Source organism: Phenylobacterium conjunctum (genome assembly GCF_042679085.1).
Taxonomy (GTDB): Bacteria; Pseudomonadota; Alphaproteobacteria; order Caulobacterales; family Caulobacteraceae; genus Phenylobacterium; species Phenylobacterium conjunctum.
In genome coordinates, this window is record NZ_JBHTLQ010000008.1 from 33754 (window position 1) to 58590 (window position 24837).

23 protein-coding genes and 1 riboswitch are annotated in these 24837 nt (G+C 68.3%); of the genes, 14 read left to right on the plus strand and 9 right to left on the minus strand.

The window, feature by feature from the left end:
• Window positions 1-53: 53 nt before the first annotated feature.
• Entirely contained in the window at window positions 54-2222 is a 2169-nt protein-coding gene (locus ACFQ27_RS05225; protein WP_374347789.1) for a RelA/SpoT family protein, read from the plus strand.
• A gap of 8 nt (window positions 2223-2230) precedes the next feature.
• Here ACFQ27_RS05225 and ACFQ27_RS05230 read toward each other — a convergent pair whose 3' ends face one another.
• The 5 genes from ACFQ27_RS05230 to ACFQ27_RS05250 are packed head-to-tail and all read right to left on the minus strand — an operon-like array spanning window position 2231 to window position 6185.
• Window positions 2231-3472, minus strand: a complete 1242-nt coding sequence (locus ACFQ27_RS05230; protein ID WP_377352864.1) for a hypothetical protein — start codon at window positions 3470-3472, stop codon at window positions 2231-2233.
• Complete coding sequence (arsC, locus tag ACFQ27_RS05235; protein WP_377352865.1) at window positions 3469-3879, minus strand: arsenate reductase (glutaredoxin); 411 nt, start codon at window positions 3877-3879, stop codon at window positions 3469-3471. The genes ACFQ27_RS05230 and arsC overlap by 4 nt, the downstream gene beginning before the upstream one ends.
• A gap of 9 nt (window positions 3880-3888) precedes the next feature.
• Window positions 3889-4938, minus strand: a complete 1050-nt coding sequence (gene arsB, locus ACFQ27_RS05240; RefSeq protein WP_377352866.1) for an ACR3 family arsenite efflux transporter — start codon at window positions 4936-4938, stop codon at window positions 3889-3891.
• A 7-nt stretch (window positions 4939-4945) separates the two neighbouring features.
• Window positions 4946-5287 carry an ArsR/SmtB family transcription factor gene (locus tag ACFQ27_RS05245; protein ID WP_377352867.1) on the minus strand — a complete coding sequence of 114 codons (342 nt, stop codon included), beginning with the start codon at window positions 5285-5287 and terminating at the stop codon, window positions 4946-4948.
• 43 nt (window positions 5288-5330) lie between these two features.
• Complete coding sequence (locus tag ACFQ27_RS05250) at window positions 5331-6185, minus strand: TauD/TfdA dioxygenase family protein (protein ID WP_377352868.1); 855 nt, start codon at window positions 6183-6185, stop codon at window positions 5331-5333.
• Between the two features lie 145 nt (window positions 6186-6330).
• On the opposite strand from ACFQ27_RS05250, the gene ACFQ27_RS05255 reads away from it, so the two are divergent.
• Complete coding sequence (locus ACFQ27_RS05255) at window positions 6331-7233, plus strand: EamA family transporter (RefSeq protein WP_374347778.1); 903 nt, start codon at window positions 6331-6333, stop codon at window positions 7231-7233.
• 30 nt (window positions 7234-7263) lie between these two features.
• On the opposite strand, the gene ACFQ27_RS05260 is transcribed toward ACFQ27_RS05255, so the two are convergent.
• Entirely contained in the window at window positions 7264-7689 is a 426-nt protein-coding gene (locus ACFQ27_RS05260; RefSeq protein ID WP_377352869.1) for a hypothetical protein, read from the minus strand.
• A gap of 140 nt (window positions 7690-7829) precedes the next feature.
• On the opposite strand from ACFQ27_RS05260, the gene pyrE reads away from it, so the two are divergent.
• The 4 genes from pyrE to ACFQ27_RS05280 are packed head-to-tail and all read left to right on the plus strand — an operon-like array spanning window position 7830 to window position 10522.
• Entirely contained in the window at window positions 7830-8414 is a 585-nt protein-coding gene (gene pyrE / locus ACFQ27_RS05265) for an orotate phosphoribosyltransferase (protein WP_377352870.1), read from the plus strand.
• On the plus strand, window positions 8411-9169 hold the full coding sequence (locus ACFQ27_RS05270) for a pyridoxine 5'-phosphate synthase (protein WP_377352871.1): 759 nt from the start codon (window positions 8411-8413) through the stop codon (window positions 9167-9169). Before pyrE ends, ACFQ27_RS05270 begins: the two co-directional genes overlap by 4 nt.
• Window positions 9166-9582: a holo-ACP synthase gene (gene acpS, locus ACFQ27_RS05275; RefSeq protein WP_374347771.1), complete on the plus strand. Its 417-nt coding sequence runs from the start codon at window positions 9166-9168 to the stop codon at window positions 9580-9582. The genes ACFQ27_RS05270 and acpS overlap by 4 nt, the downstream gene beginning before the upstream one ends.
• 10 nt (window positions 9583-9592) lie before the next feature.
• Entirely contained in the window at window positions 9593-10522 is a 930-nt protein-coding gene (locus ACFQ27_RS05280) for a hypothetical protein (protein ID WP_377352872.1), read from the plus strand.
• Window positions 10523-10526: 4 nt separating this feature from the next.
• On the opposite strand, the gene ACFQ27_RS05285 is transcribed toward ACFQ27_RS05280, so the two are convergent.
• Complete coding sequence (locus ACFQ27_RS05285) at window positions 10527-12521, minus strand: S9 family peptidase (protein WP_377352873.1); 1995 nt, start codon at window positions 12519-12521, stop codon at window positions 10527-10529.
• 167 nt (window positions 12522-12688) lie between these two features.
• Between ACFQ27_RS05285 and ACFQ27_RS05290 the strand changes: the two genes are divergently transcribed.
• On the plus strand, window positions 12689-14218 hold the full coding sequence (locus ACFQ27_RS05290; protein ID WP_374347765.1) for a M20/M25/M40 family metallo-hydrolase: 1530 nt from the start codon (window positions 12689-12691) through the stop codon (window positions 14216-14218).
• Between the two features lies 1 nt (window position 14219).
• Here ACFQ27_RS05290 and ACFQ27_RS05295 read toward each other — a convergent pair whose 3' ends face one another.
• Window positions 14220-15383 carry a pyridoxal phosphate-dependent aminotransferase gene (locus ACFQ27_RS05295; protein ID WP_377352875.1) on the minus strand — a complete coding sequence of 388 codons (1164 nt, stop codon included), beginning with the start codon at window positions 15381-15383 and terminating at the stop codon, window positions 14220-14222.
• A gap of 197 nt (window positions 15384-15580) precedes the next feature.
• A complete protein-coding gene (locus tag ACFQ27_RS05300; protein WP_374347762.1) occupies window positions 15581-16543 on the minus strand; it encodes an amidohydrolase family protein in 963 nt (320 codons plus the stop codon).
• Between the two features lie 210 nt (window positions 16544-16753).
• Here ACFQ27_RS05300 and lepB point away from each other — a divergent pair, with 210 nt between their 5' ends.
• The 7 genes from lepB (at window position 16754) to ACFQ27_RS05335 (ending at window position 24757) form a co-directional block, all read left to right on the plus strand.
• Window positions 16754-17533, plus strand: a complete 780-nt coding sequence (gene lepB, locus ACFQ27_RS05305; protein ID WP_374347760.1) for a signal peptidase I — start codon at window positions 16754-16756, stop codon at window positions 17531-17533.
• Window positions 17530-18228, plus strand: coding sequence for a ribonuclease III (rnc, locus tag ACFQ27_RS05310; protein ID WP_377352877.1), 699 nt, complete (start codon window positions 17530-17532; stop codon window positions 18226-18228). The genes lepB and rnc overlap by 4 nt, the downstream gene beginning before the upstream one ends.
• Window positions 18225-19169, plus strand: coding sequence for a GTPase Era (gene era, locus ACFQ27_RS05315; RefSeq protein ID WP_374347756.1), 945 nt, complete (start codon window positions 18225-18227; stop codon window positions 19167-19169). Before rnc ends, era begins: the two co-directional genes overlap by 4 nt.
• Window positions 19170-19176: 7 nt before the next feature.
• Window positions 19177-19908 (plus strand): DNA repair protein RecO, encoded by a 732-nt coding sequence (gene recO / locus ACFQ27_RS05320; protein ID WP_377352917.1) that lies wholly within the window; start codon window positions 19177-19179, stop codon window positions 19906-19908.
• Window positions 19909-19956: 48 nt separating this feature from the next.
• Window positions 19957-20061, plus strand: a riboswitch (SAM-I-IV-variant riboswitch).
• A gap of 45 nt (window positions 20062-20106) precedes the next feature.
• Window positions 20107-21030: a homoserine O-succinyltransferase gene (locus ACFQ27_RS05325; RefSeq protein WP_374347754.1), complete on the plus strand. Its 924-nt coding sequence runs from the start codon at window positions 20107-20109 to the stop codon at window positions 21028-21030.
• A gap of 75 nt (window positions 21031-21105) precedes the next feature.
• Window positions 21106-23358: a DNA topoisomerase IV subunit A gene (gene parC, locus ACFQ27_RS05330; RefSeq protein ID WP_377352878.1), complete on the plus strand. Its 2253-nt coding sequence runs from the start codon at window positions 21106-21108 to the stop codon at window positions 23356-23358.
• 85 nt (window positions 23359-23443) lie between these two features.
• Window positions 23444-24757, plus strand: coding sequence for a serine hydrolase domain-containing protein (locus ACFQ27_RS05335; protein WP_377352880.1), 1314 nt, complete (start codon window positions 23444-23446; stop codon window positions 24755-24757).
• Window positions 24758-24837: the final 80 nt, after the last annotated feature.

Here is a 24837-nt window from a genome sequence, read left to right on the forward strand (position 1 = left end):
CGCCCCCAGCCGAATCGCTTTCGGCGACCGGCGCTGCGGCCAAGCGGCCGCGCATGCTTCGGCAGTACGAGCTGATCGACAAGGTCAGCTCCTACGACCCCACCGCCGACGAGGCGATCCTCAACCGGGCCTATGTCTACGCCATGCGCATGCATGGATCGCAGAAGCGCGCGTCCGGCGACCCCTATTTCGCCCACCCCATCGAAGTGGCGGGCATCCTTACCGACTACCGGCTCGACACCTCCACCATCGTCACGGCCCTGCTGCACGACGTGATCGAGGATTGCCCGGTCACGCCGGAGGATATCACCGAGCTGTTCGGTCCCGAGATCGCCGAGATGGTCGAGGGCGTCACCAAGCTGACCAAGCTTGAGCTGAACAGCGAGTACACCAAGCAGGCCGAGAACCTGCGCAAGTTCATCCTGGCCATCTCCAAGGACGTGCGCGTCCTGATGGTCAAGCTGGCCGACCGTCTGCACAACATGCGGACGCTGCAGTACATCAAGAACCCCGCCAAGCGGGAGCGGATCGCCCGTGAGACCCTGGACATCTATGCGCCTCTGGCGCGGTCCATCGGCTGTCACCGGATCTGTTCCGAGCTTGAGGAACTGGCCTTCGAGCACCTGAACCCCGTCGCCCGCGACGCCATCGGCCGCCGGTTGGAGGCGCTGCGCAACGAGCAGGGCGGGGCGGTCGCGGTGGTCTCCGGGGAAATCGCCGCCAAGCTGGAAGCTCAAGGCATCTCGGCCCGCGTGTTCGGCCGCGAGAAGAACCCCTATTCGATCTGGCGAAAGCTGCAGCGCAAGTCGATCGGCTTCTCCCAGCTGTCCGACATCTACGCCTTCCGGGTGATCGTGGAGTCCGAGGACGAGTGCTATCGCGCGCTCGGCGTTATCCACCGCGCCTGGTCCAGCGTGCCGGAGCGGTTCAAGGACTACATCTCGACGCCCAAGCGGAACAATTACCGCTCGCTGCACACCACGGTGGTCGGCCCCCGCGGCATGCGCATCGAGATGCAGATCCGCACCGAGGCCATGGACCGCGTGGCCGAGGAGGGCGTGGCCGCCCACTGGCGCTACAAGGACAAGTCCTACGGCTTTGACGCCGAGGCCCAGGCGGCCGAAGGCGGGCGCGATCCGCTGGTCAATCTGCGCCACCTGGTCCAGGTGCTGGAGCATGGCGGTGACGTTGAGGAGCTGGTCGAGCACGCCAAGCTCGAGATGTATCTCGACCAGGTGTTCGTCTTCACGCCCAAGGGCAAGCTGGTCAGCCTGCCGCGCGGCGCCATGCCCCTGGATTTCGCCTATGCGGTCCACACCGACGTGGGCGACACCTGTATTGGCGTGAAGATCAACGGCGAGTTGAAGCCCCTGCGGACGCAGATGCACAACGGCGACGTGGTCGAGGTGATCCGTGGGCCCAAGCCTGTGGCGCCGCAGGACTGGCGCACCCTGACCGTCACCGGCCGGGCGCGGGCGGCCATCCGCCGCCACATCCGCATCGCCGAGAAGGAAGAGTTCACCCGGCTGGGGCGCGCCACGGTCGAGCAGACCTTCGAGCGCGCCGGCAAGTCACGGGCGGACGTGTCGCTGAAGCCGGCGCTGGAGCGGTTCGCTGTCGCCAGCGAGGAAGAGCTGCACCACCTGGTCGGCCGCGGCAAGATCACGCCAGGTCAGATCCTGGACATCATCTTCCCCGGCCTGAACGCCAGCGAGCGCGCGGCCGCCATGGCCACACGCCGGATCGAGGGGGGCAAGTCCGCCCGCCTGTTCGTCAAGGGCGGCGGGCTGACGCCTGGGGTGTCGCTGCACTTCGGCGCCTGCTGCACCCCGGTGCCGGGGGACCGTATCGTCGGCATCGTTGACCCCGAGGGGACCGGGCTGACCGTCCACGCCATCGACTGCGCCAAGCTGGCCGAGTTCGAGGACCGCGAGGAGCTGTGGCGTGACCTGCAATGGACGCCGGAGGCCGAGCGCAACACGGTCACCCAGTCGCGCCTGACCGCCACCATCCGCAATGCGCCCGGGGTTCTGGGCCAGGCCTGCACGGTGATCGGTGACGCGGGCGGCAACATCGTCAACCTGCGCATGCACCGCCGTCAGGCCGACTTCTTCGACGTCGACTTCGACATCGAGGTCAAGGACGCTCGTCACCTGACCAACATCGCCGCCGCCCTGCGCGCCAACCCGTCCATCGAGACGGTGGAGCGTGCGAAGGGCTAGGGTCCGGCCTAGACCAGGATCACCGGCGCGAAGCCGCCGCCGGGGGTTCGGAAGTTGGTCGTCTGGCCCTGATAGACCCGCGCGGCGGTCAGCAGGATTTCGCCCGCATAGGCGTAGAGCCGCACATCGACCTTGCGAGGGGTGGGTGCGCCGTCCACCTGGACCTGTCGCTCGCTGGGCGGGGCTAGGGCCTGGGCGATGTAGCCGCCCTGGAGGATCTCGGCGAAGACGCCGCGGGTCAGCTTGTCGCCGCGATAGACCGCCTTGCCGCCGTAGCCGCCGGTGGGCTTGAAGAACAGGGCCTTGCGCCGCGCCCACAGATCATCGGCCGTCTCAGGCGTCACCGCCAGGGTTGAGGGCACGTGGGACAGGGCGGCGCGGCGACCTGCATCCATGCCCCAGGCCGCCATCCGCTCAGGGTCGGACAGCTCGATCAGGTTGCGCTTGTCGGCATAGAGGGCGTGGTGGTGCGGGCTGGGCGTCACGACCGCAGCGCCAGCTGAGTAGGCCGCCGCCAGGGCCGCATGCCGCGGCTCGATGAGGGCGAAGTCCGTGAGGCGGTTATAGACGAGGTCGATAGCCTGGCCGCGCCAGGACAGGCGGCCGTCGGCGAAGGCCAAGTCGGCGGCGTCGACAATGATCGCCGTCGCGCCCTGGCGCTCGAACAGCCGCTGGGCGATCAGGAACTCCGGGTAGAGGAACTGCCCCTGCGGCGCGTCATCGACAATGGCGATGACGCCGGGGGCGCCGTGGCGGCCCTGCAGGCGCCACTCGGCCAGGATCATCCGCCAGACGGCTGCCTCGAAGGCGGCGAACGGGGCCTGGTCGATGGCCTCGGCCACCTCCGGGCAACAGGCCAGTTGGGCCGGTCCCAGCAGGGCGTTCAGGAAGGCGCCGCCGGCATTGGTGTTCACCTCGATCAGCCGCGGCCCGTCGGGGGACAGGTGGAAGTCATAGCCCATGAAGGCGCCGCGCGGGCCATGATCCAGTCGGGCGATCTGCGGCGCCCGGCCCAGGGCGGCGTCGCGCCAGGCGGGGAGGCCGGCGGCGGCCTCGATGGCGTGAACCGTCTCGACCATGGCCTGATGGTCCGCGCGGGCGACGAAGACCGGGCCGCTGGAGAACAGGTGCTCACGGCCGATCCGCAGGTCGGCGCCGCCCTCGCAGATCTGACCCCACAGCGCGGCTTCGTCGACCTCGATGCAGAAGCAGCTCTCGTTGAGCTGCTGATCGATGCGCTGGAAGCTCATGGGTTCCGCACCACTTCGCCGTCTTCCTTGAGGAACTCGGCCGGGACCCGGTCCAGCAGGGCGAAGACCTGTTCGGAGGGACGACACAGGGCGGCGCCCTTGGGCGTGACGACGATGGGGCGGTTCACCAGGATCGGATGCTCGACCATGGCGGCCAGGATGGCGTCGTCAGTGGCGTCCGGCGCGGTCAGGCCAAGCTCGGCGGCGGGGGTTCCCTTGTCGCGCATCGCCGTACGGGGCGTCAGGCCGGCCCGGGCGAACAGGTCGCGCAGCTGGGGCTCGGTCCAGCCGGCGGAGAGGTACTCCACAACCTGCGGCGCGTAGCCGGCGGCCTCGATCATCGCCAGGGTGTTGCGCGAGGTGCCACAGGCCGGGTTGTGGAAGATGGTGACGGGGAAGTCGGTCATCTGCTGCTCCTAGGAGGACGCGCGCCGGGCCACCGCGGGGGCGGCCTCGTACCAGGGGCGGGACCGGTTCACGATGGCGACCACCGACAGCATGACCGGCACCTCGATCAGCACCCCGACCACAGTGGCCAGGGCCGCGCCGGAGGTCAGGCCGAACAGGCTGATGGCGGCCGCAACGGCAAGTTCGAAGAAGTTGCTGGCCCCGATCAGGGCCGAGGGACCGGCCACGCAGTGGGCCTCGCCCGTCGCCCGGTTCAGCAGGTAGGCGAGGCCGGCGTTCAGGTAGACCTGGATCAGGATTGGCACGGCCAGCAGGGCGATAATCAGGGGCTGGGCGAGGATCTGGCGGCCCTGGAACCCGAACAGCAGGACCAGGGTCGCCAGCAGGGCGGCCATGGAGACCGGACCGATCCGGGCCAGGGCGGATTGAAGCGCGGCCTCGCCGCCGCGGGCCAGGATCAGGCCACGGGCGATCTGGGCGATGGCGACCGGCGCGAGGATGTAGAGCGCCACCGACAGGGTCAGGGTCTCCCAGGGCACGGTGATCGCTGACAGGCCCAGGAGGAGGGCGACGATCGGGGCGAAGGCCACCAGCATGATCGCGTCATTGACCGCCACCTGGCTGAGCGTGAAGTGCGGCTCGCCGCGCACCAGGTTGCTCCAGACGAAGACCATGGCGGTGCAGGGGGCGGCGGCCAGCAGGATCAGGCCGGCGATATAGCTGTCGACCTGACCGCCCGGCAGCCAGGGCCGGAACAGTCCGCCAATGAACAGAGCGCCCAAGAGGGCCATGGAGAAGGGCTTGATCGCCCAGTTGACGAACAGGGTGACGCCGATGCCGCGCCAGTGCCGGCCGACCTGGCCGAGGGCGCGGAAGTCGATCTTCATCAGCATCGGAATGATCATCAGCCAGACCAGGCCGGCGACCGGCAGGTTCACCTTGGCGATCTCCAGGGCCCCGATCGTGGCGAAGGCGGGCGCAAAGACCTGGCCGAGCGCGATGCCGGCGATGATGCACAGGGTGACCCAGAGGGTCAGGTAGCGTTCGAAGATGTTCATGACGGCCTCAGCAGGCGCAGGCGCGGGCGGCGACCGCCTCGGCCAAGGGCGCGCAGATTTCCGGCGCGCCGCCGCAGCAGTCCTCCATCAGGAAGCCCAGCAGGTCGCGCATGGCCTCGTAGTTGGCGGTGTAGATGATCGAGCGGCCATCGCGCCGCGAGGCCACAAGGCCGGCGTTGCTCAGGACGTTGAGATTGGCCGACAGGGTGTTGGGCAGGCTTTCCAGCCGCCGGGCGATTTCGCCGGCCGGCAGGCCCTCGGGGCCAGCCTGGACCAGCAGGCGAAAGATCGACAGCCGTCCTTCAAGGGCGAGGGCGGCGAGGCTTGCGACGGCGGTCTTGATTTCCATATTTCCAGGATCGCGGAAATATGGAGTCGTTGCAAGCGGTTCGTCAGGCCGGGACGGTCACCGGGGCCGGGTCGATGGTCACCCGGCGCATGTGGCGGCGCTGGCCCGGATAGTCGTTGAGGGCGAAGTGCCAGACCGATCGGTTGTCCCACATGGCCACCGACCCCGGCTGCCAGGCGAAGCGGGTGGTGAAGGCCTCATACCTCGAGTGCTCGAACAGGTAGTCGAGCAAGGGCTTTGAATCCTTTCGGCTCCAGCCCTCAAACTTCATCGTGAAGGCGGGGTTCACATAGAGCGCCTTGCGGCCGGTCTCCGGGTGAACCAGCACCACCGGGTGGACGTATTCGCCCACCGCGCCTTCGGCCTCGCTCACCGCCATCGACGAGCGCTTCTGGGCCGAGTGGCCGCTTGCAGAGTATTCGCGGCTTGCGGTGTGCACCGCCCGCAGGCCGTCCAAGGTGGCCTTCAGGCCCGGAGACAGGGCGTCGTAGGCGGCGGCCTGGCTGGCGAACAGGGTGTCGCCGCCCCACTCGGGCAGCTCGACCGCATAGAGGATCGAGGCGATGGCGGGCCGTTCCAGGAAGCTCATGTCCGAGTGCCAGCCGCCGCCGAAGTTCACCTTGTCGTGCGGCTCCTTGATGATCTCCATCACCTCAGGATGCTCGGCCATCCCCTTGACATAAGGATGGATATTCAGCGGCCCGAACCGGCGGCCGAAGGCCAGCTGCTGCTCCGGCGTCAGGGCCTGGTCGCGGAAGAAGATCACCTGATGCTCGACGAAGGCGCGTCGGATCTCGGCCAGGGTCTCGTCGCTCAGGGGTTCGGCCAGGTTGACGCCGGTGATCTCGGCGCCCAGGGCGCCGGCGGTGCGGCGGATGCGCAGGGATTTCGGGGCCATGGACGGTTCTCCTATTTGTCGGGCGCAGAGTTCGCCCGATCTCGCGGGGGTTCAAGCCAGATTCCTTGGGCGCATCTGATAGGCCGGCTCACTTGCGGGCGGCGCCTGGGGGGCGCAAAAGGCCGTCCTCACGGAGGAACGCCCGATGACCGCGCACAGCCTGACCTGGCGACACGCCCTGCTGGCCCTGGCGGTGGTGGCCATCTGGGGCACCAATTTCGTGGTCATCAAGGTGGCGCTCGCCCACCTGCCGCCGCTGACCTTCGCGGCCCTACGCTTCACCTTCGCCTTCCTGCCGGCGGCCTTCTTCCTGAAGCGCCCGCCCGTGCCGTGGCGAAACCTGGCCGCCTACGGGATCCTCATCGGGCTTGGGCAGTTCGGCGTGCTCTACATCGCCATCAACGGCTTCATCTCGCCGGGCCTGGCCTCCCTGGTGGTGCAGACCCAGGTGTTCTTCACCATCGGCCTGTCCATGTGGCTGTCGGGCGAGCGCGTGCGCCTGTTCCAGATCGCCGCCCTGGGCCTGGCCACCGTCGGCCTGGGCGTGATCCTGATCCACACCGACGCGACCACCACGCCTATCGGCCTGGCCATGGTGCTGTTCGCCGCCATGTCCTGGTCGCTGGGCAACCTCGTGCAGCGCGCCTCGCCGGGGGTTAGCTCGCTGAGCTATGTCGTCTGGGCCAGCCTGTTTTCGATCCCGCCCCTCGTGCTGTTGTCCTTCGCCATCGAAGGCTGGCCGGCTATGCGCGACGGGATCGCCCGCGCGGACCTGATGACCTGGACCGCCGTGCTCTGGCAGTCGGCGGGCAACACCCTGTTCGGCTATGTGGCCTGGGGCTTCCTGCTGGCCCGCTATCCGGCCGCGACCGTGACCCCCTGGGCCCTGTTGGTGCCGGTGTTCGGCATGGGGGCCTCAGCCTTGCTGCTGGCCGAGCCCCTGCCGGTCTGGAAGATCGCCGCCGCGGTGCTGGTGATCGGGGGCCTCGCCATCAACATCCTCGGGCCGATGATCTGGAAGCCGAAGGCGGTGATCGCGGCTCAGTAGGGCGGGCTCTATCCAGCCAGCCGCCGCCAGCTATTCCGGAACCTTCGAGATGTCGTCGAAGTAGGTCACCTTGTAGGTCGTCCAGGTGTCCCGGGGTTTGTAGAACTCGAACTTGAAGAACAGGGGCAGGGTGTCGGTCTTGGCTATGAACCGCGCCGAGGTGAAGCTGGGCGCGCTCTGCTTGACGGACATGAGCTCCCAGCCCGTGATCGGTCCCGTGAACCCTAGGACGGACTTCGTCTGGGTGTTCAGCACCTGCATGTCCTGGACCTTCTGGGTGGCCATCAGGGTGCCTTGGAACAGCAGGTCATAGGCGCCGGGGACATCGTTCCTTTTCAGGAGCGCGAAGAAGCTGTCGGTCTTGGTCTTGAGGTCGGGCGGCAGATCGTCGGCGTGCGCGGCGGACGCCATGCTCATGAAGGCCAAGGCGACGACGAAGTTGACGACACTGCGCATGATGATCCCCCTGATGCCTGAACTCCATTCATAGGGGAGCGCTTGGCGCCTCGCAATGTGAAGCTGTGTCTGCTGCAGTCGACTCGGATGACAGCCCCGCCGCCTTTCGGTAATCCGCAAAGCAGCAGGAGAAACCGCCCATGAACACCGAACAGGTCCTCGAAGAATTCCGCGCCTCGGGCGCCCTGCGCGAGGGGCACTTCGTGCTCTCCAGCGGCCTGCATTCCGGCACCTTCCTGCAGAAGAACCTGGTCTTCCAGTACCCCGAGCGCACCGAGCGCCTGTGCAAGGCGCTGGCCGCCAAGATCAAGGAGGCCGTGGGCGAGGTCGACCTGTGCATCTCCCCGGCCGTGGGCGGGATCATCCCCGGCTACGAGACCGCCCGGCACCTGGGCGTGCCCTCGATGTACGTCGAGCGCGAGGGCGGGTCGTTCAAGCTGCGCCGGGCCTTCTCGATCCCGCCGGGCGCGCGGATCGCCATGGTCGAGGACATCGTCTCCACCGGCCTGTCGTCGCGCGAGTGCGTGGACGCCATCAAGGCGGCCGGCGGCAATGTGGTGGTCGCGGCCTGCATCGTCGACCGCTCCGGCGGCCGCGCCGATCCGGGCGCGCCGTTCGTGGCCCTGGCCCGGCTGGACGTGCCGGCCTATCCCGCCGACCAGCTTCCCCCTGAACTCGCCGCGATCCCCGTAGAGGACCCCGGCAGCCGGAGACTGCACGGATGAGCCTGCTGCGGCTGGGGGTGAACATCGACCACGTGGCGACCATCCGGAACGCCCGCGGCGCCGACTATCCGAGCCCGGTGCGGGCGGCGGAGCTGGCCATGGCCGCCGGCTGTGACGGCATCACCGCCCACCTGCGTGAGGACCGGCGGCACATCTCCGACGCCGACATCGAGGCCCTGGCCGACATCACCCGCAAGCGCGGCATTCCGCTGAACTTCGAGATGGCCGTCACCGCCGAGATGGAGGCCATCGCGCTCAAGCACCTGCCGCACGCCGCCTGCCTGGTGCCGGAACGCCGGGAAGAGGTGACCACCGAGGGCGGGCTGGACATGGTGGACGGCTTCAACCGCATCGCGCCGGTCGTGCAACGCCTGGCCGGCGAGGGCGTCCGCGTCTCCTGCTTCATCGACGCCGATCCCGTCCAGGCCGCCGCCGCCAAGCGTGCGGGCGCCCAGGTTGTCGAGTTCCATACCGGCGCCTATTGCGACGCCGTGCGCGAACGTTCGCCCGAGGCGCCGGCCCTGCTGGAGCGTCTGAAGGCCGCGGCCTTCGAGGCCGAACGGCTGGGGCTGGAGGTCCATGCGGGCCACGGCATCGACTACGAGACAGTGAAGCCCATCGCCGCCATTCCGCAGGTCGCCGAGCTGAACATCGGCCACTTCCTGATCGGCGAGGCGATCTTCGTCGGCCTGGCCGAGGCGATCCGCCGGATGCGCCTGTTGATGGACGAAGCCCGCGCCGGGCTGGCGGCATGATCGTCGGGATCGGCTCGGACCTGTCCGACATCCGCCGGGTGCAGAACACCCTGGAGCGGTTCGGTGAGCGTTTTACCAACCGCTGCTTCACCGAGATCGAACGCGCCCGGTCCGAACGTAAGCCTGACCGCGCCGCCTCCTACGCCAAGCGCTTCGCCGCCAAGGAGGCCTGCGCCAAGGCGCTCGGCACCGGCATCAAGCGCGGGGTGTTCTGGCGCGACATGGGCGTGGTCAACATGCGCTCGGGCCAGCCGACCATGGCCCTGACCGGCGGCGCGGCCGAGCGGTTGAGCCAGATCATTCCGCCGGGCCACAAGGCGGTGATCCATGTGTCCCTGACCGACGACCACCCCTACGCCCAGGCCTTCGTCATCATCGAAGCTGTGCCCGAGACCGGCCTGATCCAGGCCTGAGACCCTTGCCATGATCGCCAGCCTCGCGCCGTTCGCCCTCGGCCTCGCCTTGTTGGGCGGTGCGAGCCCGCCACCGGCCCTGGTCGCCACGGTGCGCGAGGAGACCAAGGATGACGTCGATGCGCCCCGCGACGCCGCCAAGCTGTTCCACAGGGCCGACATCAACGGCGATGGCCTGCCGGACTGGCGGGTGGACTACAGCGAGCGCATGGCCTGGTGCGGCACGGGCGGCTGTCGCCAGCAGCTCTACCTGGCCCGGCCCGACGGAACCTACGCCCTGGTATTCGACGCCCAGGCGCGCAGTGAGTTCCGGATGCGGAAGACCCGCGAGGGCCGCCGCCTGGATCTCGAGGTGCACGGCAGCGTCTGCGGTGAGGCCGGGGTGGAGGAGTGCCTGCGCTCGTTCCTCTGGACCGAGGCCGACGGCCGCTATGTGGAGATCCCCAACCGCAAGGGTGATGGTCGGCTGGAAGGCCTGATGCCGTTGGTGGCCCTGGACCCTGCGACCTATCCCAAGAGCGTCGCGGCGGCTGTGGCCCAGGCCTCCCAGGTCTGCGAGGCCAAGGGCGGACGGCTGAGCGACACGGAGTACGCAGTGGAGCGGACCCCCGACCTGGACGGCGATGGCCGCTCCGACTGGCTGGTGGACGCCTCGCTGATGACCTGCGTGGACGCCAAGGACGAGGAGAACGGCGCCCTCGAAATGGACGCGGGCCTGACCCTGCTGGCCGGGCCAGGCGCGACCCAGGCCCTGTTCCTGCCGATCTACGCCTATGTCTTCGACGTCGCCTCTAGGCCGGCGACCTTCATCGCCGTCGATATCGGTGACGACTGCGGCGGCTATGAGCAGCCGGCCTGTCCGCAGACGCCCTACCGGTGGGACGCCGCCAAGGCGGTGCTCGCTCCGGCGCCGGCCGCCCGGGGCCAGCGCTCGGAGTAGGCCGCTATTTCAGGTGGGCCGCGTACCAGCCGATATAGCGGTCGTAGCGGTCCTTCAGGAAGCTCGGGCGGCGGATGCGATGATACTGGCCCGGATAGATCACCAGCTCCGTCTCGACGCCCAGGCTGCGCAGGGCCTGGTACATCTGTTCGGAGTTCAGGACCGGCACGTTGAAGTCCGCCGCTCCGCCCAGGAACAGGGTCGGCGTCTTGATCCGGTCGGCGTGGAAGAAGGGCTCGGACACCTTCATCCAGACCTCGGGCTTCTCCCAGGGGCGGCCCAGTTCGACCTCGTAGTCGCGGATGTACTGGTCGGTGCCGTAGCCGGCGAAGACGTTTGAGATGCTGGCGCCGCTGGTCGCCGCCTTGAAGCGGGTGTCACTGGCGATGACGAAATTGGTCAGGATGCCGCCATAGCTCCAGCCACCGACCCCCAGTCGGTTCGGATCGGTGATCCCCTGGGCGGTCGCATAGTCCACCGCCGCCAGGACGTCCTCGGTCGCCGGGTGGCCCCAGTTGGCATAGATGGCCATGCCGAAGGCCTCGCCCCGGCCGTTGCTGCCGCGCGGATTGGCCGCCACCACCACATAGCCCTGGGCGGCAAGCATCTGCCACTCCTGGGACCAGCCGAGTTCAAACTGCGACTGCGGCCCGCCATGGATGCGCAGGATGGTGGGATAGGCCTTGCCGGCGACATAGCCCGGCGGCTTGACCAGGAAGCCGTGGATCTCGGTCCCGTCCTTGCTCTTGAACTTGATCTCCTCGGTGGCGCCGAGGGCCACCTCGCTCAGCCAGTCGTTGTGATGGGTGAGGGGACGGGCCTTGGTCTTCTCGATGGCGTAGAGCTCGCCTGGATGGGTCGGGTTGCTGGCCAGGGCGACGATCCGTCCACGGCCGTCGCTGTCGTAGTCGGCCAGGGCCTGGCGACCGGACAAGAGGTCCTTGGGCGCACCGCCGGCGGCCGGGATTTCGACCAGGCGCTGGATCTGGTCATCCTCCATCCGCACCACCAGCCGCTTGCCGTCCGCGGTCCAGGTGGGCTGGGAGACATTGCGGTCGAGGCCCTTGGTCAGCAGCCGGGGGGAGCCGCCCGCCGCGGGGACCACGGCCAGGGCGTTGACCCCATAGCCGATCTTGCGGACCTCGCCGCCCTGCAGGTAGGCCACCTGCTTCCCGTCGGGGCTCCAGGCCGGATAGCTGTCGAACTCCGGGCCGTTGTCGTCGCCGGCATAGGTGGTCAGGGCGCGCATCGCCCCGCCGGCCTTGGCCTCAGCGACATAGACGTCCCAGTTGTAGTCCCGGTCGGGGTCCGCCGAGCGCTTGCTGACGAAGGCGATGGACTTGCCGTCCGGGGACCAGGAGGGCAGCAGTTCCTCGAAGTCGCCGCTCGTCACCCGCACCGGCTTCCGGTCCGCCAGGCTCATGAGATAGAGGCGGGACTTGCCCTCGCGCAGATAGCCCTGGACGTCCTGCTTGAACTGGAAGCGATTGATGACGATGGGAAGCGGACGCTTGGGATCCGGCGGATCGGTGTCGTCGGCCGCCGGCTTCGGCGGCTCGGGCGGCGCGTCGCTGAGCACCAGGGCGATGGACTTGCCGTCCGGCGACCAGGCGTAGTCCTCCACCGACTGCTTGCCGGAGGTGATCTTGAACGCCTCGCCGCCCTGGCGGTCCAGCAGCCACAGGTGGTCCGCCTCGTCATCGTCCCGGCGGCCGGAGATGAAGGCCAGGTAGCGGCCATCCGGGCTCCAGCGCGGGGTGTTCTCGCTCTCCTTGGGGCCGTGGGTCAGCTGCAGGCTGGTCTTGCCGTCCAGGGAGGTCATCCAGATGTGGGTGAAGCCCTTGTCCGCAGCGCGGTTCAGGGCGCTGACCGAATAGGCGACCCACTTGCCGTCCGGCGACAGGGCCGGGGCGCCGACCGTGCGTTCCTTGAAGATGTCGTCGGTGGTCAGGCGGCGCGGCTCCGCACCCTGGGCGGCGCTCGCCAGAACCCCGGTCATAACAACCGCCAACAGAATTCCGCGCATATCATTCCCCCAACCCAAAGCAGGGCCTGATCTAGCCGGGAGCTCAGCCGGCGGGCAATCCATCGGCTGTGGGTAATCCGCCCCTTGCCAGGCCAGCCCCCGCGCCGTCCAATCGGCTGAACATGTTCAGCGAGGGCGCGATGCGGATTCGGACCAAGGTTTTGGCGGTGGCGGCCCTGTCGGCCCTGATGGCGACGAGCGCGGCCGCGGGGACGCCGCGCGACGCGGTGCGGGCCTGGCGCAAGGCGCACGAGAAGGAAATCGTCGCCGACTTCTCGGCCCTATTGTCCCTGCCCAATGTCGCAACCACCCTGTCGGACGTCGAGAAGAACGCCGACTACATCTCCGGCCTGCTCCAGAAGCGCGGCTTCAAGACCCAGCTGCTGCGGGCCCAACCCGGCACGCCGCCCTCGGTGCTCGGGGAGCTGAAGACGCCGGGCGCCAAGCGGACGGTGGTGTTCTACGCCCATTATGACGGACAGCCCGTCGGCCAGCAGGGTTGGCTGACCAGCCCCTTCCAGCCGACCATGCGCACGGCGCTGCCGGACGCCAAGACCGTCGACTGGCAGGGCGCGGCGGGGCCGCTCGATCCGGACTGGCGGCTCTATGCGCGCTCGGCCGGGGACGACAAGGGTTCGATCCAGGTCATGCTCTCGGCCCTCGACGCGCTGAAGGCCGCCGGGATCAAGCCGTCGGTGAACATCAAGGTGCTCTATGAGGGCGAGGAGGAGCAGGGCTCGGCCCACTTCGCCGAGCTGGTGGGCAAGAACCTGGCCCTGCTGAAGGGCGACCTGCTGATCATGGGCGACGGGCCCATGCACCAGTCCGGCAAGCAGCAGATCAATTTCGGCAACCGCGGCATCACCAGCTTCGAGGCCACTGTCTATGGCCCGCTGAAGCCCCTGCACGACGGCCACTACGGCTCCTGGGCGCCCAGCCCGACCGTGATGCTGGCCAGCCTGATCATGAGCCTGCGGGATGAGACTGGTCACATCCTGATCCCCGGCTTCTATGACGACGTGACGCCGGTGTCGGAGGCCGACAAGGCCGCGCTCGCCGCCCTGCCGGATGTGGAGAGCGACCTGAAGAAGGCCCTGGGCCTCGGGCGCAATATCGGCGGTCCGCGCCTGGCCGATGGCTATCTTCAGCCGACCCTGAACGTGCGGGCGATCCACGCCGGCGACACCGGACCCCAGGCCGCCAACGCCATCGCCACCGAGGGCCGCCTGTCGGTCGACTTCCGCCTGGCGCCTGGCGAGACCCCGGCCAAGGTCAAGGAACTGACCGAAGCTTACCTGACGGCCCAGGGCTGGTTCATCGTCCGCGACACCCCGGACCTGGCCACCCGTCTGGCGCATCCGAAGATCCTGCGGCTGGACTGGGAGGAGGGCGGCTCCATCGCCACCAAGACGCCGATGGACGGCCCCGCCGCTGACGCCGTCGCCGCCTCCATCGGGCGGACGGTGGGCTATCCGGTGCTCAAGCTGCCGATCGTCGGCGCGAGCTCGGGCATGGCCGATATCGTGAACCAGCTGAAGGTCCCGATGGTCGGCGTCAGCATCGCCAACTACGACGACAACCAGCACGCCATGAACGAGAACCTGCGGCTGGGAAACCTGTGGGACGGCATCGAGGTCTATGCCGGTCTGGTCTCGGACCTGAAGTGGTGAGCTAGCGCAGGAAGGCCGCCAGCCGCTCCAGGCCGGCGGCGTTCTTCTCGAGCCGGGCGGCGAAGCACCATCGCAGCCAACCCTCGCCCTCGTCGCCGAAGGCCGAGCCGGGGGCGAGGCCAAGGCCCGCCTCGGCGACCAGCCGCTTGGCCAGGTCCAGGGAATTGTCGCAGCCGTCCAGCCGGAAGAAGGCGTAGAGCCCGCCGTCCGGCTCAGGGGCGTCGACGCCCGGCAGGCCGCGAAGCGCGCCCAGCACCTGGTCACGGGCGCGGGCGAGGTCGGCGCGCAACTCGGCGATGGCGTTCTCGCCCCGGGTCAGGGCGGCCAGGGCGCCTTCCTGGACGAAATCCGGGGCGCAGGAGGTGTTGTATTCGAGCAGGACGCCCAGGGCCTCCTGCAGCGGCGCTGGCGCAACGATCCAGCCCAGCCGCCAGCCGGTCATGCGCCAGGCCTTGGAGAAGCTGTTGGTGCTGATCACGCGATCCTGCGGATCGGCCAGGGGCAGGAAGGACGGGGCCGAGGCGGCGGGGCCGAACACCAGCCGCTCATAGACGTCGTCGGCGATGATCCAGATCCCCAGCCGGCGGCAGTAGTCGAGGATCACTTGCCGATCCTCCGCCGCCAGGGTCCAGCCGGTGGGATTGTTTGGGGAGTTCAGGAACAGGGCCTTCACGTCCGGCGTCAGGGCGGCGAGCAGCCGGTCGAGGTCCAGGCTCCAGCGGCCGTTGCGGGATTCCAGCGAGACCGGCGTCACCTGGGCGCTCAGCACGCGCGGGATCTCGGCGACATTCGGCCAGACCGGGGTGACGACACAGACCCGGTCGCCGGGCTCCAGGATCGCCTGGGCCGCCACCATCAGGGCGCTGACCCCGGAGCTGGTGATCGCCAGCCGCTCGACGCCGACCGGCGTCCTGTGCAGCCGGCCGAGATAGGCCGACAGCGCTTCGCGCAGGTCCAGCCGGCCCTGGTTGTGGGTGTAGTAGGTCCGGCCCGCGCTCAGGGCCTGGGCCGCCGCCTCGCGGATGAAGCCCGGGGTCGGCTGGTCGCTCTCACCGAACCAGAAGGCCAGGATGTCCTCGCGGCCCAGCCCCGCATTGGCCACCTCCCGGATCTGGGAACGACGCAGGGCCTGGACGGCGGGGCGGGGCAGGGGCGGGAAGGACATGACGCTGTCTTAGCCGTCCCGCAGAACCCCGTCATGGTCGGGCTTGGATCGGAGGTGTCATCCCGCATGGAGCGGCGCAGCCGCGCAAGTGCGGGACCCAGACGCGCAGGGGTTTGCCTTATAGGTCAGCGTTTCTGGGGCCCGGTCATTCGCTGGCGCTAAAACCGGGATGACACCGAGGGGCCGATGGCTCGCGCCTAGTGATCCAACCCCAGCACCCGCGCCGCGTTGCCGCCCAGCCACTTCGCCCGCACCGAGTCGGTCAGGGGCAGGGCGTCGGTCTCGGCCACCAGCTGGTGCAGCGGCACCATCAGGGTGCCCCAGCCGCTGGCGAAGATGATCCGGTCCTGCAGGGTGCGGGCGCCGTAATAGATCAGGGCCTCATAACCCGCGCCGGGCGCCAGCAGCTGCTTCACGCGCTTGCAGGCGAAGTCGATGAAGATGTTCTGGTGACGTGAGGCGATGGCGCAGGTTTCCGCCACCCAGGGCCAGCCGGTGAGGGCCGCGACGATCTTCAGGGTCGGGAACTCGACCGCGATCTCGTCCAGGTACTTGGGGTGCGCATAGTCGTAGGGCCGGTCGGTGAGCAGGTGCAGGCCGACCGTGATCCGCACCGGAATGCCTAGCTCTACGCACTTGGCCAGGAAGGGGCGATAGGCCGGGTCATTGATGTAGCGGTTCTCGCGATAGCAGGAGATCTCGAATCCGCGACAGCCCCATTCGCGCACGCCGCGCTCCAGGGCCGCGACGCCGCCTTCGCCCTCGTCGCCCCAGATGCGGAACCAGGGGATCAGGCGGTCGGGATGTTCCGCGGCGAACTTGGCCACGTCCTCGTTGCTGGCCCGGCGGCCGGCGTTGCCGATGCAGGCGTACTGGACGCCCGCGGTGTCCAGCATGTCGATCACCGCCTGGTGGCTCATGGCGCGGGTCATGTCGACTTCGCAAAGCTTGAGCGCCAGCCAGGTCAGGCCGTGCTCGGCCTTGGCGGCGTTGAACTCGTCCAGGCTCATGCCGATCTGGGCGGCCCAGCCGGGCGCCATTTGCTGGGCGTAGCCTTCCTTGTCGAAGCCGCGCCCCGACTTGATCAGCCGCACCGTGTCCTCGACGGCCTCGCGGGTGGGGGTGTCGCACTCGAAATCAATGATCAGGGGCGCAGGCATGGCAAAGTCCTTGGATGAAAAGGGTCGATGGCGCGAAGGCCTAATGGCGTCACGCTAGCCTGCGCCGGGCGGACGCGCCACCACTGCGCCCGCGCCTCGCCCACTCGCGCCTGCGTAGAGTCTCCGGGCGTGGCGCTTGCCGTTCGGGTATGCAGCGTCTAGCAAAAGCCAATCGGTCCGGCCTCGCGGCCGGCGTTTCGGGATTCGGGAATGACCGACGACGTGCAGAGCGCCAAGGAGGCCGACGAGCCCGGCGCGATCAATGAGCTGGTGGAGATCGTCAAGACGGTCGCCTACGCCCTGCTCATCGCCCTGGTCCTGCGCGTGCTGTTCTTCCAGCCCTTCACGATCCCGTCGGCCTCGATGGAGCCGACGCTTCTGGAAGGCGACTACATCATCGTCTCCAAGTACTCGTACGGCTATTCCCGCAACTCGATCCCGTTCAGCCCGCCGCTGTTCGAGGGCCGCCTGTTCGACAAGACGCCGGAGCGCGGCGACATCATCGTCTTCAAGCTGCCCCGCGACGGCCACACCGACTACATCAAGCGCCTGATTGGCCTGCCCGGCGACCGTATCCAGGTCACCGGCGGCGTGCTGTCGATCAATGGCAAGGCCGTGCCGCGCAAGCCGATGACGCCAGTGATGATCGACAGCGGCTGGGGCTTCACCCGCAGCGTCCAGCGGTTCCAGGAGACCTTCCCGAACGGCAAGACCTTCACCACCTACGACTTCGGGCCCGACGGCGACGTCGACAACACCGGGGTCTATGTGGTGCCGGAGGGGCACTATTTCTTCATGGGCGACAACCGCGACAACTCCCTCGACAGCCGGCTGCCCAGCGAGATCGGCGTGGGATACGTCCCGGCCGAAAACCTGGTCGGCAAAGCCCAGATCATCATGCTGTCCTGGAACAAGGGCGCGTCGCTGTTCAAGCCCTGGACCTGGTTCCTTGACGCCCGGCCCGGCCGCTTCTTCCACAGCCTGAAATGAACCGACGCGACGCCGCGGTCGCCGAGCTGCAGGGCCGCATCGGCTACAGCTTCGCTGATCGCGAACTGCTGGAACGCGCCCTGACCCATTCCAGCGTCGGCAACGGCGCCACCAAGGTGCGCCACAATGAGCGGCTGGAGTTCCTGGGCGATCGGGTCCTCAACCTGATCGTCGCCGAGCACCTGGCGCAGCTGCAGCCCGAGGCCCGCGAAGGCGTGCTCTCCAAGCTGATGAACCAGCTGGTGAACTACCAGGCCTGCGCCGAGGTGGCTCGGGCCATCGGCCTGCCGGACGCCCTGCGGGTGGACGCCAGCGCCACCAAGGTGGGCGCGCGCGACAATGACCGGGTGCTGGGCGACGCCTGCGAGGCCCTGATCGCGGCCCTCTATATCGACGCTGGCCTGGAGGCGGCGCGGGGCTTCGTGCTGATGGCCTGGACCAAGGCCTTCTCCGAGCTGGATACGCCCCGGCTGAAGGATTCCAAGACATTGCTGCAGGAATGGGCTATGGCCCGCGGCCTGCCGGTTCCGCGCTACGAGGTCGTGGCGACCTCCGGCCCGGCCCACGCGCCCCGCTTCACCATCGAGGTCCAGCTCCAGGGCTATCCGCCCGAGCGGGCCGAGGGCGGGTCCAAGCGCGAGGCCGAGAAGGCCGCCGCCGAGCTGATGCTGAGGAAGAGAGACACCGCCCTATGACTGTGGAACCCACCCGCGCCGGATTTTGCGCCATTATCGGCGCCCCCAATGCGGGCAAGTCCACCCTGACCAACCGTCTGGTGGGGGCCAAGGTCTCCATCGTGACCCAGAAGGTCCAGACCACCCGCTTCCCCGTGCGCGGCGTCGCCATGTCCGGGACCGCCCAGATCGTGCTGGTCGACACCCCTGGGATCTTCGCGCCGCGCCGGCGGCTAGACCGGGCCATGGTGCGCGCCGCCTGGGGCGGGACCGAGGACGCCGACATCATCGTCCACCTGGTGGACGCCGCCGCCGAGATCGCTGTCGAGCAGGGCGACGCCAAGGCCGCCGACAAGCGGGCGCGGGTCGACGTGGACTCCATCGTCGAGGGCCTGAAAGCCTCGGGCAAGACCGCCGTCCTGGCGCTCAACAAGATCGACGGGCTGAAGCGCGAGAACCTGCTCGCGATCACCCAAAGGCTTTTCGATACAGGCGTCTATTCCGACGTCTTCATGGTCTCCGCCGCGACCGGCGCGGGCGTCGATGACCTGTTGGCCCGCATCGTCCAGGCCCTGCCGGAAGGCCCCTGGTTCTATCCTGAGGACCAGACCGCCGACCTGCCGGCCCGCCTGCTGGCCGCCGAGATCACCCGCGAGAAGCTCTATCTACGCGTCCACGAGGAGCTGCCTTACGCGGCCGCTGTCGAGACCACCGCCTTTGAAGAGCGCAAGGACGGCTCGGCCCGGATCGAACAGACCATCTATGTGGAGCGCGAGAGCCAGCGCCCGATCATCCTGGGCAAGAACGGCCAGACCCTGAAGTGGATTGGCCAGAAGTCGCGCGAGGAGCTCACCGAACTGCTCGGCCGCACCGTGCACCTGTTCCTGACGGTCAAGGTCGACGAGACCTGGGCCGACAAGCGCGAGTTCTACGGCGACATCGGCCTGGACTTCGACGTCTAGCCCCATGATGGAGTTCGAGGACGACGCCTTTGTCCTCGCCGCCCGGGCGCATGGCGAGACCGGGGCCATTGTCGAGTTCCTCACCGCCCGGCACGGCCGCTACGCCGCCCATGTGGCGGGCGGGGCGTCGCGGCGGATCAAGCCCTTCCTGCAGCCCGGCGCGCGGGTGATCCTGAACTATCGCGCCCGCGTCTCCGACCAACTCGGCGCGGCCCAGCTGGAGCCGGTGGGCGAGGGGCCCTCCGCGCTGTTCGATGACCGCCTGGCGCTGGCCGGGTTGGCCGCCGCCGCGGCCGTCGCGGCCGGGGCCCTGCCGGAGCGCGAGCCGCATCCCGGCGCGTTCCTCGCCTTCGAGGCGCTGACCGACGCCCTGGTCCTGCCCGATATCTGGCCGGCGGTGTTCGTGCGGTTCGAGGCGGGCCTGTTGCAGGACCTGGGCTTTGGCCTGGACCTGTCCAAGTGCGCCGCCACCGGTTCGGTCGACGACCTGATCTATGTGAGCCCACGCACCGGACGCGCGGTCAGCCGCCAGGCGGGGGAGCCCTACAAGGACCGCCTGCTGATCCTGCCGCCCTTTATGCTGTCGGCCCAGACCGGTCTGGCGGCGGGGGACATCGCCGCGGGGCTCGCGCTTACCGGCCATTTCCTGGAGGCCTTCATCTTCGGCCCTCTGAACCGGCCCCTGCCGCCAGCCAGGCTCTGGCTGGTCGATCGCCTGTCCGAGGCCCAGCGACTGTAGGTCTCAAGGCGGGGGGCTTGAAACGGAGGCCTGCCTGCCGCTATGGAGAAGGCGCATCAAGAGTTGGGCCTAGCCCAACGCCAACCTGCTTCCCGAGCAAGGTGGCGCTCTCATCGAGAGGATGTGGCCGTGGCGGCAAACAAACGGGTCTTCCCAAGTCTCCGCCCCGTGTCTCTGGTTCGCATCTAGGGGGCTTCCGTGCCGATCAAGATTCCCGACGCTCTTCCCGCCCGCGCCCGACTGGAAGCCGAGGGCCTGGTGATCATGCGCGAGACGGACGCCGCGCGGCAGGACATCCGGCCGCTGCGGATCGCCTTGCTCAACCTGATGCCGGACAAGCCGAAGACCGAGACCCAGTTCGCGCGCCTGCTGGGCGCGACGCCGCTGCAGGTGGAGTTGTCTCTGGTCCGCCTGGCTAGCCACACCTCGCGCAACACCTCGGCCGAGCACCTGGACGCCTTCTACCGCACCTGGGACGAGGTGAAGGACCAGCGCTTCGACGGCTTCATCATCACCGGCGCGCCGGTGGAGACCCTGCCCTTCGAGCAGGTGGGCTATTGGGACGAGCTGCGCCGGATCTTCGACTGGACCGAGCAGCATGTGCACAGCTGCTTCAATGTCTGCTGGGGCGCCCAGGCGGCGCTGCAGCACTTCCATGGCGTGAAGAAGCACGTGCTGACCAAGAAGCTGTTCGGCGTCTTCCCGCACACCCTGACCGCGCCCGGTTCGCCCTATCTGCGCGGCCTGTCCGACGAGATCGATGTGCCGGTGTCGCGCTGGAGCGAGGTCCGCCGCGAGGACCTGCCGGCTGGCTCGGGCCTGAACGTGCTGATGGAGTCCGACGAGGCGGGCCTGTGCCTGATCGAGGACAGTCGCCGCCGTGGCCTGGCCATGTTCAACCACCTGGAATACGACGTCGGCACCCTGGGCGAGGAGTTCGAGCGCGACGTAGCCAAGGATCCCGCCACGCCGCCGCCGGCCTACTACTTCGATCCCGCGACGGGGCAGCCCAAGAACCGCTGGCGCAGCCACGGCCACCTGCTGTTCGGCAACTGGATCAACCAGATCTACCAGACCACGCCCTTCGACCTGGCGGCGATCGGGCGCGAGGCGGTCGGTTAGCCGCGCCCCCTCGGGGGTGCGTTCCGCCGCGTCTGCCTCTAGAACAGTCGGTCAACTCCTCCCGATTGATTCGACATGTCCAAGCACGTTCCACCGCCGTCCGATGGCGACGGCGACCGCATCATCGATGAGCCGCTGTCCGAGGCCCTGTCCCGGCGCTATCTGGCCTATGCGCTCTCGGTCATCACCGACCGCGCCCTGCCGGATGTCCGCGACGGCCTGAAGCCGGTGCAGCGGCGCGTGCTCTACGCCATGCGCGAGATGCGCCTGAACCCCGACTCCGCGGCGCGCAAGTGCGCCAAGGTGGTGGGCGAGGTGATGGGCGGCTATCACCCGCACGGCGACCAGTCGATCTATGACACCCTGGTCCGCATGGCCCAGGACTTCTCCCAGCGCTACATGCTGGTCGATGGCCAGGGCAACTTCGGCAATATCGACGGCGATAACGCCGCGGCCATGCGCTACACCGAGGCCAAGCTCACCGAGGCCGCGACCCTGCTGCTGGACGGCATCGACGAGAACGCCGTCGACTTCAAGCCGACCTATGACGGCCAGGACGAAGAGCCGGTGGTGCTGCCCACGGGCTTCCCGCACTTGCTGGCCAACGGCACCACGGGGATCGCCGTCGGCATGGCGACCTCGATCCCGCCGCACAACGCCGCCGAGCTGATCGACGCCTGCCTGCTGCTGCTGGACAACCGCCAGGCCACCACCGAAGACCTGATGGCCCACGTCCAGGGCCCGGACTTCCCCACCGGCGGCATCGTGGTCGAGCCCCGGACCTCGCTGCTGGAGACCTACGAGACCGGCCGCGGCGGCATCCGCCTGCGGGCGCGGTGGGACAAGGAAGACACCGGCCGCGGGACCTACCAGATCGTCGTCACCCAGATACCGTATCAGGTGAAGAAGGCCGACCTGGTCGAGCAGCTGGCCGGGCTGATCGAGAACAAGAAGGCCCCGCTGCTCGGCGACGTGCGCGACGAGAGCGCCGAGGACGTGCGCCTGGTGCTCGAGCCGAAAAACCGCAATGTCGAGCCTGAGGTGCTGATGGAGAGCCTGTTCAAGCTCTCCGACCTCGAGACCCGCTTCTCGGTGAACCTCAACGTCCTGGACGCCAAGGGCACGCCCGGCGTCATGGGCCTCAAGTCGATCCTGCTGGCCTTCCTGGATCACCGCCGCGAGGTGCTGATCCGCCGGGCCCGGTTCCGGCTGGATAAGATCGAAGCCCGTCTGCACATCCTGGACGGCTTGCTGATCGCCTATCTGAACCTGGATGAGGTGATCCGCATCGTCCGCTACGAGGACGAGCCCAAGGCCAAGCTGATCGAGACCTTCGGCCTGACCGAGATCCAGGCCGACGCCATCCTCAACACCCGCCTGCGCCAGCTGGCCCGGCTGGAGGAGATGGAGATCCGCCGCGAACACGCTGAACTGGCGGAAGAACGCGACGGCCTCCTGAAGCTGCTGGACTCCGAGAAGCAGCAGTGGCGGCTGGTGGGCGTGGGTCTGAAGGACGTCCGGGCGATCCTTGGTCCCGACACCGTCATCGGCAAGCGGCGCACCGGCTTCGCTGACGCCCCGCAGGTGGACGCTGAGGCCGCCATCGAGGCCATGATCGTGCGCGAGCCGATCACCGTCATCCTGTCCGAGCGTGGCTGGATCCGCGCCGCCAAGGGCAAGGTGGAGGATCCGTCCGAACTGAAGTTCAAGGAAGGCGACAAGCTCGGCTTCCTGGTCCCGGCCGAGACCACCGACAAGCTGCTGATCTTCGCCTCCGACGGCCGGTTCTTCACCATCGGCTGCGACAAGCTGCCGGGCGCCCGCGGGCATGGCGAGCCGCTGCGGCTGATGATCGACCTCGACGACAAGACCGCCATCATCGACATCTTCCCGTTCAAAGCGGGGCAGAAGCGCGTGATCGCCTCGAAGGAGGGCTACGGCTTCATCCTGCCTGAGGAGGAGTGCCTCTCCGCCCGCAAGGCCGGCAAGCAGGTGTTGAACGTCGGCGCCAAGGGCGCGGCCTTCGCCATGCCGGCCGCCGGCGACCACCTGGGCGTCATCGGCGACAACGGGAAGATCCTGATCTTCCCGCTGGCGGAGCTGCCGGAAATGCCGCGCGGCAAGGGCGTCAAGCTGCAGACCTACCGCGAGGGCGGGCTGCGCGACGCCATCGTCTTCAACGCCGAGGAGGGCGCGGCCTGGATCGATCCCGCTGGCCGCACCCGCGTCTGGCCGGAGTGGAAGGACTGGCTGGCCAAGCGCGCCGCCGCCGGCAAGCTGGCGCCCAAGGGCTTCCCGACCAGCAAGCGGTTCCGGCCGAAGGGCTGACCTTGCGTCGCCCCTGATCGGCGTCTACCTCGGACATACTGACAACTCGAAGAACGAGTCCGAGGGGGACGCCAGGATGCGTGGAATGCGGTTCGCCGCCGTGGCCTTTGGCGCGGCGGCCTTGGCCCTGGCTGGGCCGGTCATTGCGGTCGCCAAGGAGCCGGCGGCCAAGATCAGGACCGTGTCGCCGGAGAGCGTCGGGTTCGATTCCGCCCGCTTGAGCAAACTCGACGCCTACATGGCTGGCGCGGTGGACCGCAAGGTCGTCACCGGCATGACCACCCTGCTGGTTCGCCACGGCAAGGTTGTGGACTTCAAGACCTACGGCACGATGGACGGCCAGGCGCCGATGACGTCGGACGCCATCTTCCGCATCTATTCCATGTCCAAGCCGATCACCGGCGTGGCCATGATGATCCTCTTCGAAGAGGGCAAGTGGAAACTGGATGATCCGGTGACCAAGTTCATCCCGGAATTCAAGGACCTGAAGATCATGACCGGGGTCGACGCCGACGGCAAGCTGGTCACCGTGCCGGTGACCCGGCCGCCGACCATGCGCGAGATCATGAGCCACACCGCCGGCTTCGGCTATGGCCTGCAGACCCGCCATCCGGTGGACAAGCTGTTCCGCGAACGCGGCGTGCTGGGCTCGTCCAGCCTGCCGGAGATGATCGGCAAGATCGCCGACATCCCGCTGATGTTCCAGCCGGGGACCAATTGGTCCTATTCGGTCAGCGTCGATATCCAGGGCTATCTGGTCGAGAAGATCTCGGGCCAGAAGTTCGGCGATTTCCTGCAGTCGCGCATCTTCGGGCCGCTGCAGATGACGGACACCGGCTTCTACACAGGCGCTGACAAGGCCTCGCGCCTGGCCGCCCTCTACATGACCGACCCCAAGACGATGCAGATGGTCCCGGCGGTCGAGCTCTTCGGCAGCCCGCCGCCGGACTACACCAAGCCGCCGCGTCTGGAATCCGGCGGGGGCGGGCTCGTCTCCACCACCCGCGACTATGGCCGCTTCGCCCAGATGATCCTGAACAAGGGCGAGCTGGACGGGGTGCGCATCCTGGCGCCGGCCACGGTCGAGCTGATGGGCACGAACGTGATCCCGGACAAGGTGCTGGTCAGCTCCAACGGCACCAGCGCGGCGCGCTTTAACGAGGCCGTCGGCTTCGGCCTCGATTTCATGGTGGTCAATGATCCGCGCAAGGCCGGCTCGCTGGGCGGCGAGGGGGAGATGAGCTGGGGCGGGGCGGCCGGCACCTGGTTCTGGGTCGACCCGACCAACGACCTTTACTTCGTCGGCATGATCCAGCGCCTGGGCGGCACGGGCGACGAAGACCTGCGGGACAAGGCCCGCGTCTTCACCTACCAGGCCCTCGTGAAGCCCGAAAAGTGATCCCGCTCGCGGGCTGAACGCGCCCGCGAAATGTAACGCGCATTACCTTTCCCGATGGGGTTGCCGCGACGGCGCCCCAT

Coding starts and splice junctions, on each gene's coding strand:
- ACFQ27_RS05225 (WP_374347789.1), top strand. CDS start 54: ATGCTTCGGCAGTACGAGCTGATCGACAAGGTCAGCTCCTACGACCCC.
- ACFQ27_RS05230 (WP_377352864.1), bottom strand. CDS start 3,472: ATGAGCTTCCAGCGCATCGATCAGCAGCTCAACGAGAGCTGCTTCTGC.
- arsC (WP_377352865.1), bottom strand. CDS start 3,879: ATGACCGACTTCCCCGTCACCATCTTCCACAACCCGGCCTGTGGCACC.
- arsB (WP_377352866.1), bottom strand. CDS start 4,938: ATGAACATCTTCGAACGCTACCTGACCCTCTGGGTCACCCTGTGCATC.
- ACFQ27_RS05245 (WP_377352867.1), bottom strand. CDS start 5,287: ATGGAAATCAAGACCGCCGTCGCAAGCCTCGCCGCCCTCGCCCTTGAA.
- ACFQ27_RS05250 (WP_377352868.1), bottom strand. CDS start 6,185: ATGGCCCCGAAATCCCTGCGCATCCGCCGCACCGCCGGCGCCCTGGGC.
- ACFQ27_RS05255 (WP_374347778.1), top strand. CDS start 6,331: ATGACCGCGCACAGCCTGACCTGGCGACACGCCCTGCTGGCCCTGGCG.
- ACFQ27_RS05260 (WP_377352869.1), bottom strand. CDS start 7,689: ATGCGCAGTGTCGTCAACTTCGTCGTCGCCTTGGCCTTCATGAGCATG.
- pyrE (WP_377352870.1), top strand. CDS start 7,830: ATGAACACCGAACAGGTCCTCGAAGAATTCCGCGCCTCGGGCGCCCTG.
- ACFQ27_RS05270 (WP_377352871.1), top strand. CDS start 8,411: ATGAGCCTGCTGCGGCTGGGGGTGAACATCGACCACGTGGCGACCATC.
- acpS (WP_374347771.1), top strand. CDS start 9,166: ATGATCGTCGGGATCGGCTCGGACCTGTCCGACATCCGCCGGGTGCAG.
- ACFQ27_RS05280 (WP_377352872.1), top strand. CDS start 9,593: ATGATCGCCAGCCTCGCGCCGTTCGCCCTCGGCCTCGCCTTGTTGGGC.
- ACFQ27_RS05285 (WP_377352873.1), bottom strand. CDS start 12,521: ATGACCGGGGTTCTGGCGAGCGCCGCCCAGGGTGCGGAGCCGCGCCGC.
- ACFQ27_RS05290 (WP_374347765.1), top strand. CDS start 12,689: ATGCGGATTCGGACCAAGGTTTTGGCGGTGGCGGCCCTGTCGGCCCTG.
- ACFQ27_RS05295 (WP_377352875.1), bottom strand. CDS start 15,383: ATGTCCTTCCCGCCCCTGCCCCGCCCCGCCGTCCAGGCCCTGCGTCGT.
- ACFQ27_RS05300 (WP_374347762.1), bottom strand. CDS start 16,543: ATGCCTGCGCCCCTGATCATTGATTTCGAGTGCGACACCCCCACCCGC.
- lepB (WP_374347760.1), top strand. CDS start 16,754: ATGACCGACGACGTGCAGAGCGCCAAGGAGGCCGACGAGCCCGGCGCG.
- rnc (WP_377352877.1), top strand. CDS start 17,530: ATGAACCGACGCGACGCCGCGGTCGCCGAGCTGCAGGGCCGCATCGGC.
- era (WP_374347756.1), top strand. CDS start 18,225: ATGACTGTGGAACCCACCCGCGCCGGATTTTGCGCCATTATCGGCGCC.
- recO (WP_377352917.1), top strand. CDS start 19,177: ATGGAGTTCGAGGACGACGCCTTTGTCCTCGCCGCCCGGGCGCATGGC.
- parC (WP_377352878.1), top strand. CDS start 21,106: ATGTCCAAGCACGTTCCACCGCCGTCCGATGGCGACGGCGACCGCATC.
- ACFQ27_RS05335 (WP_377352880.1), top strand. CDS start 23,444: ATGCGGTTCGCCGCCGTGGCCTTTGGCGCGGCGGCCTTGGCCCTGGCT.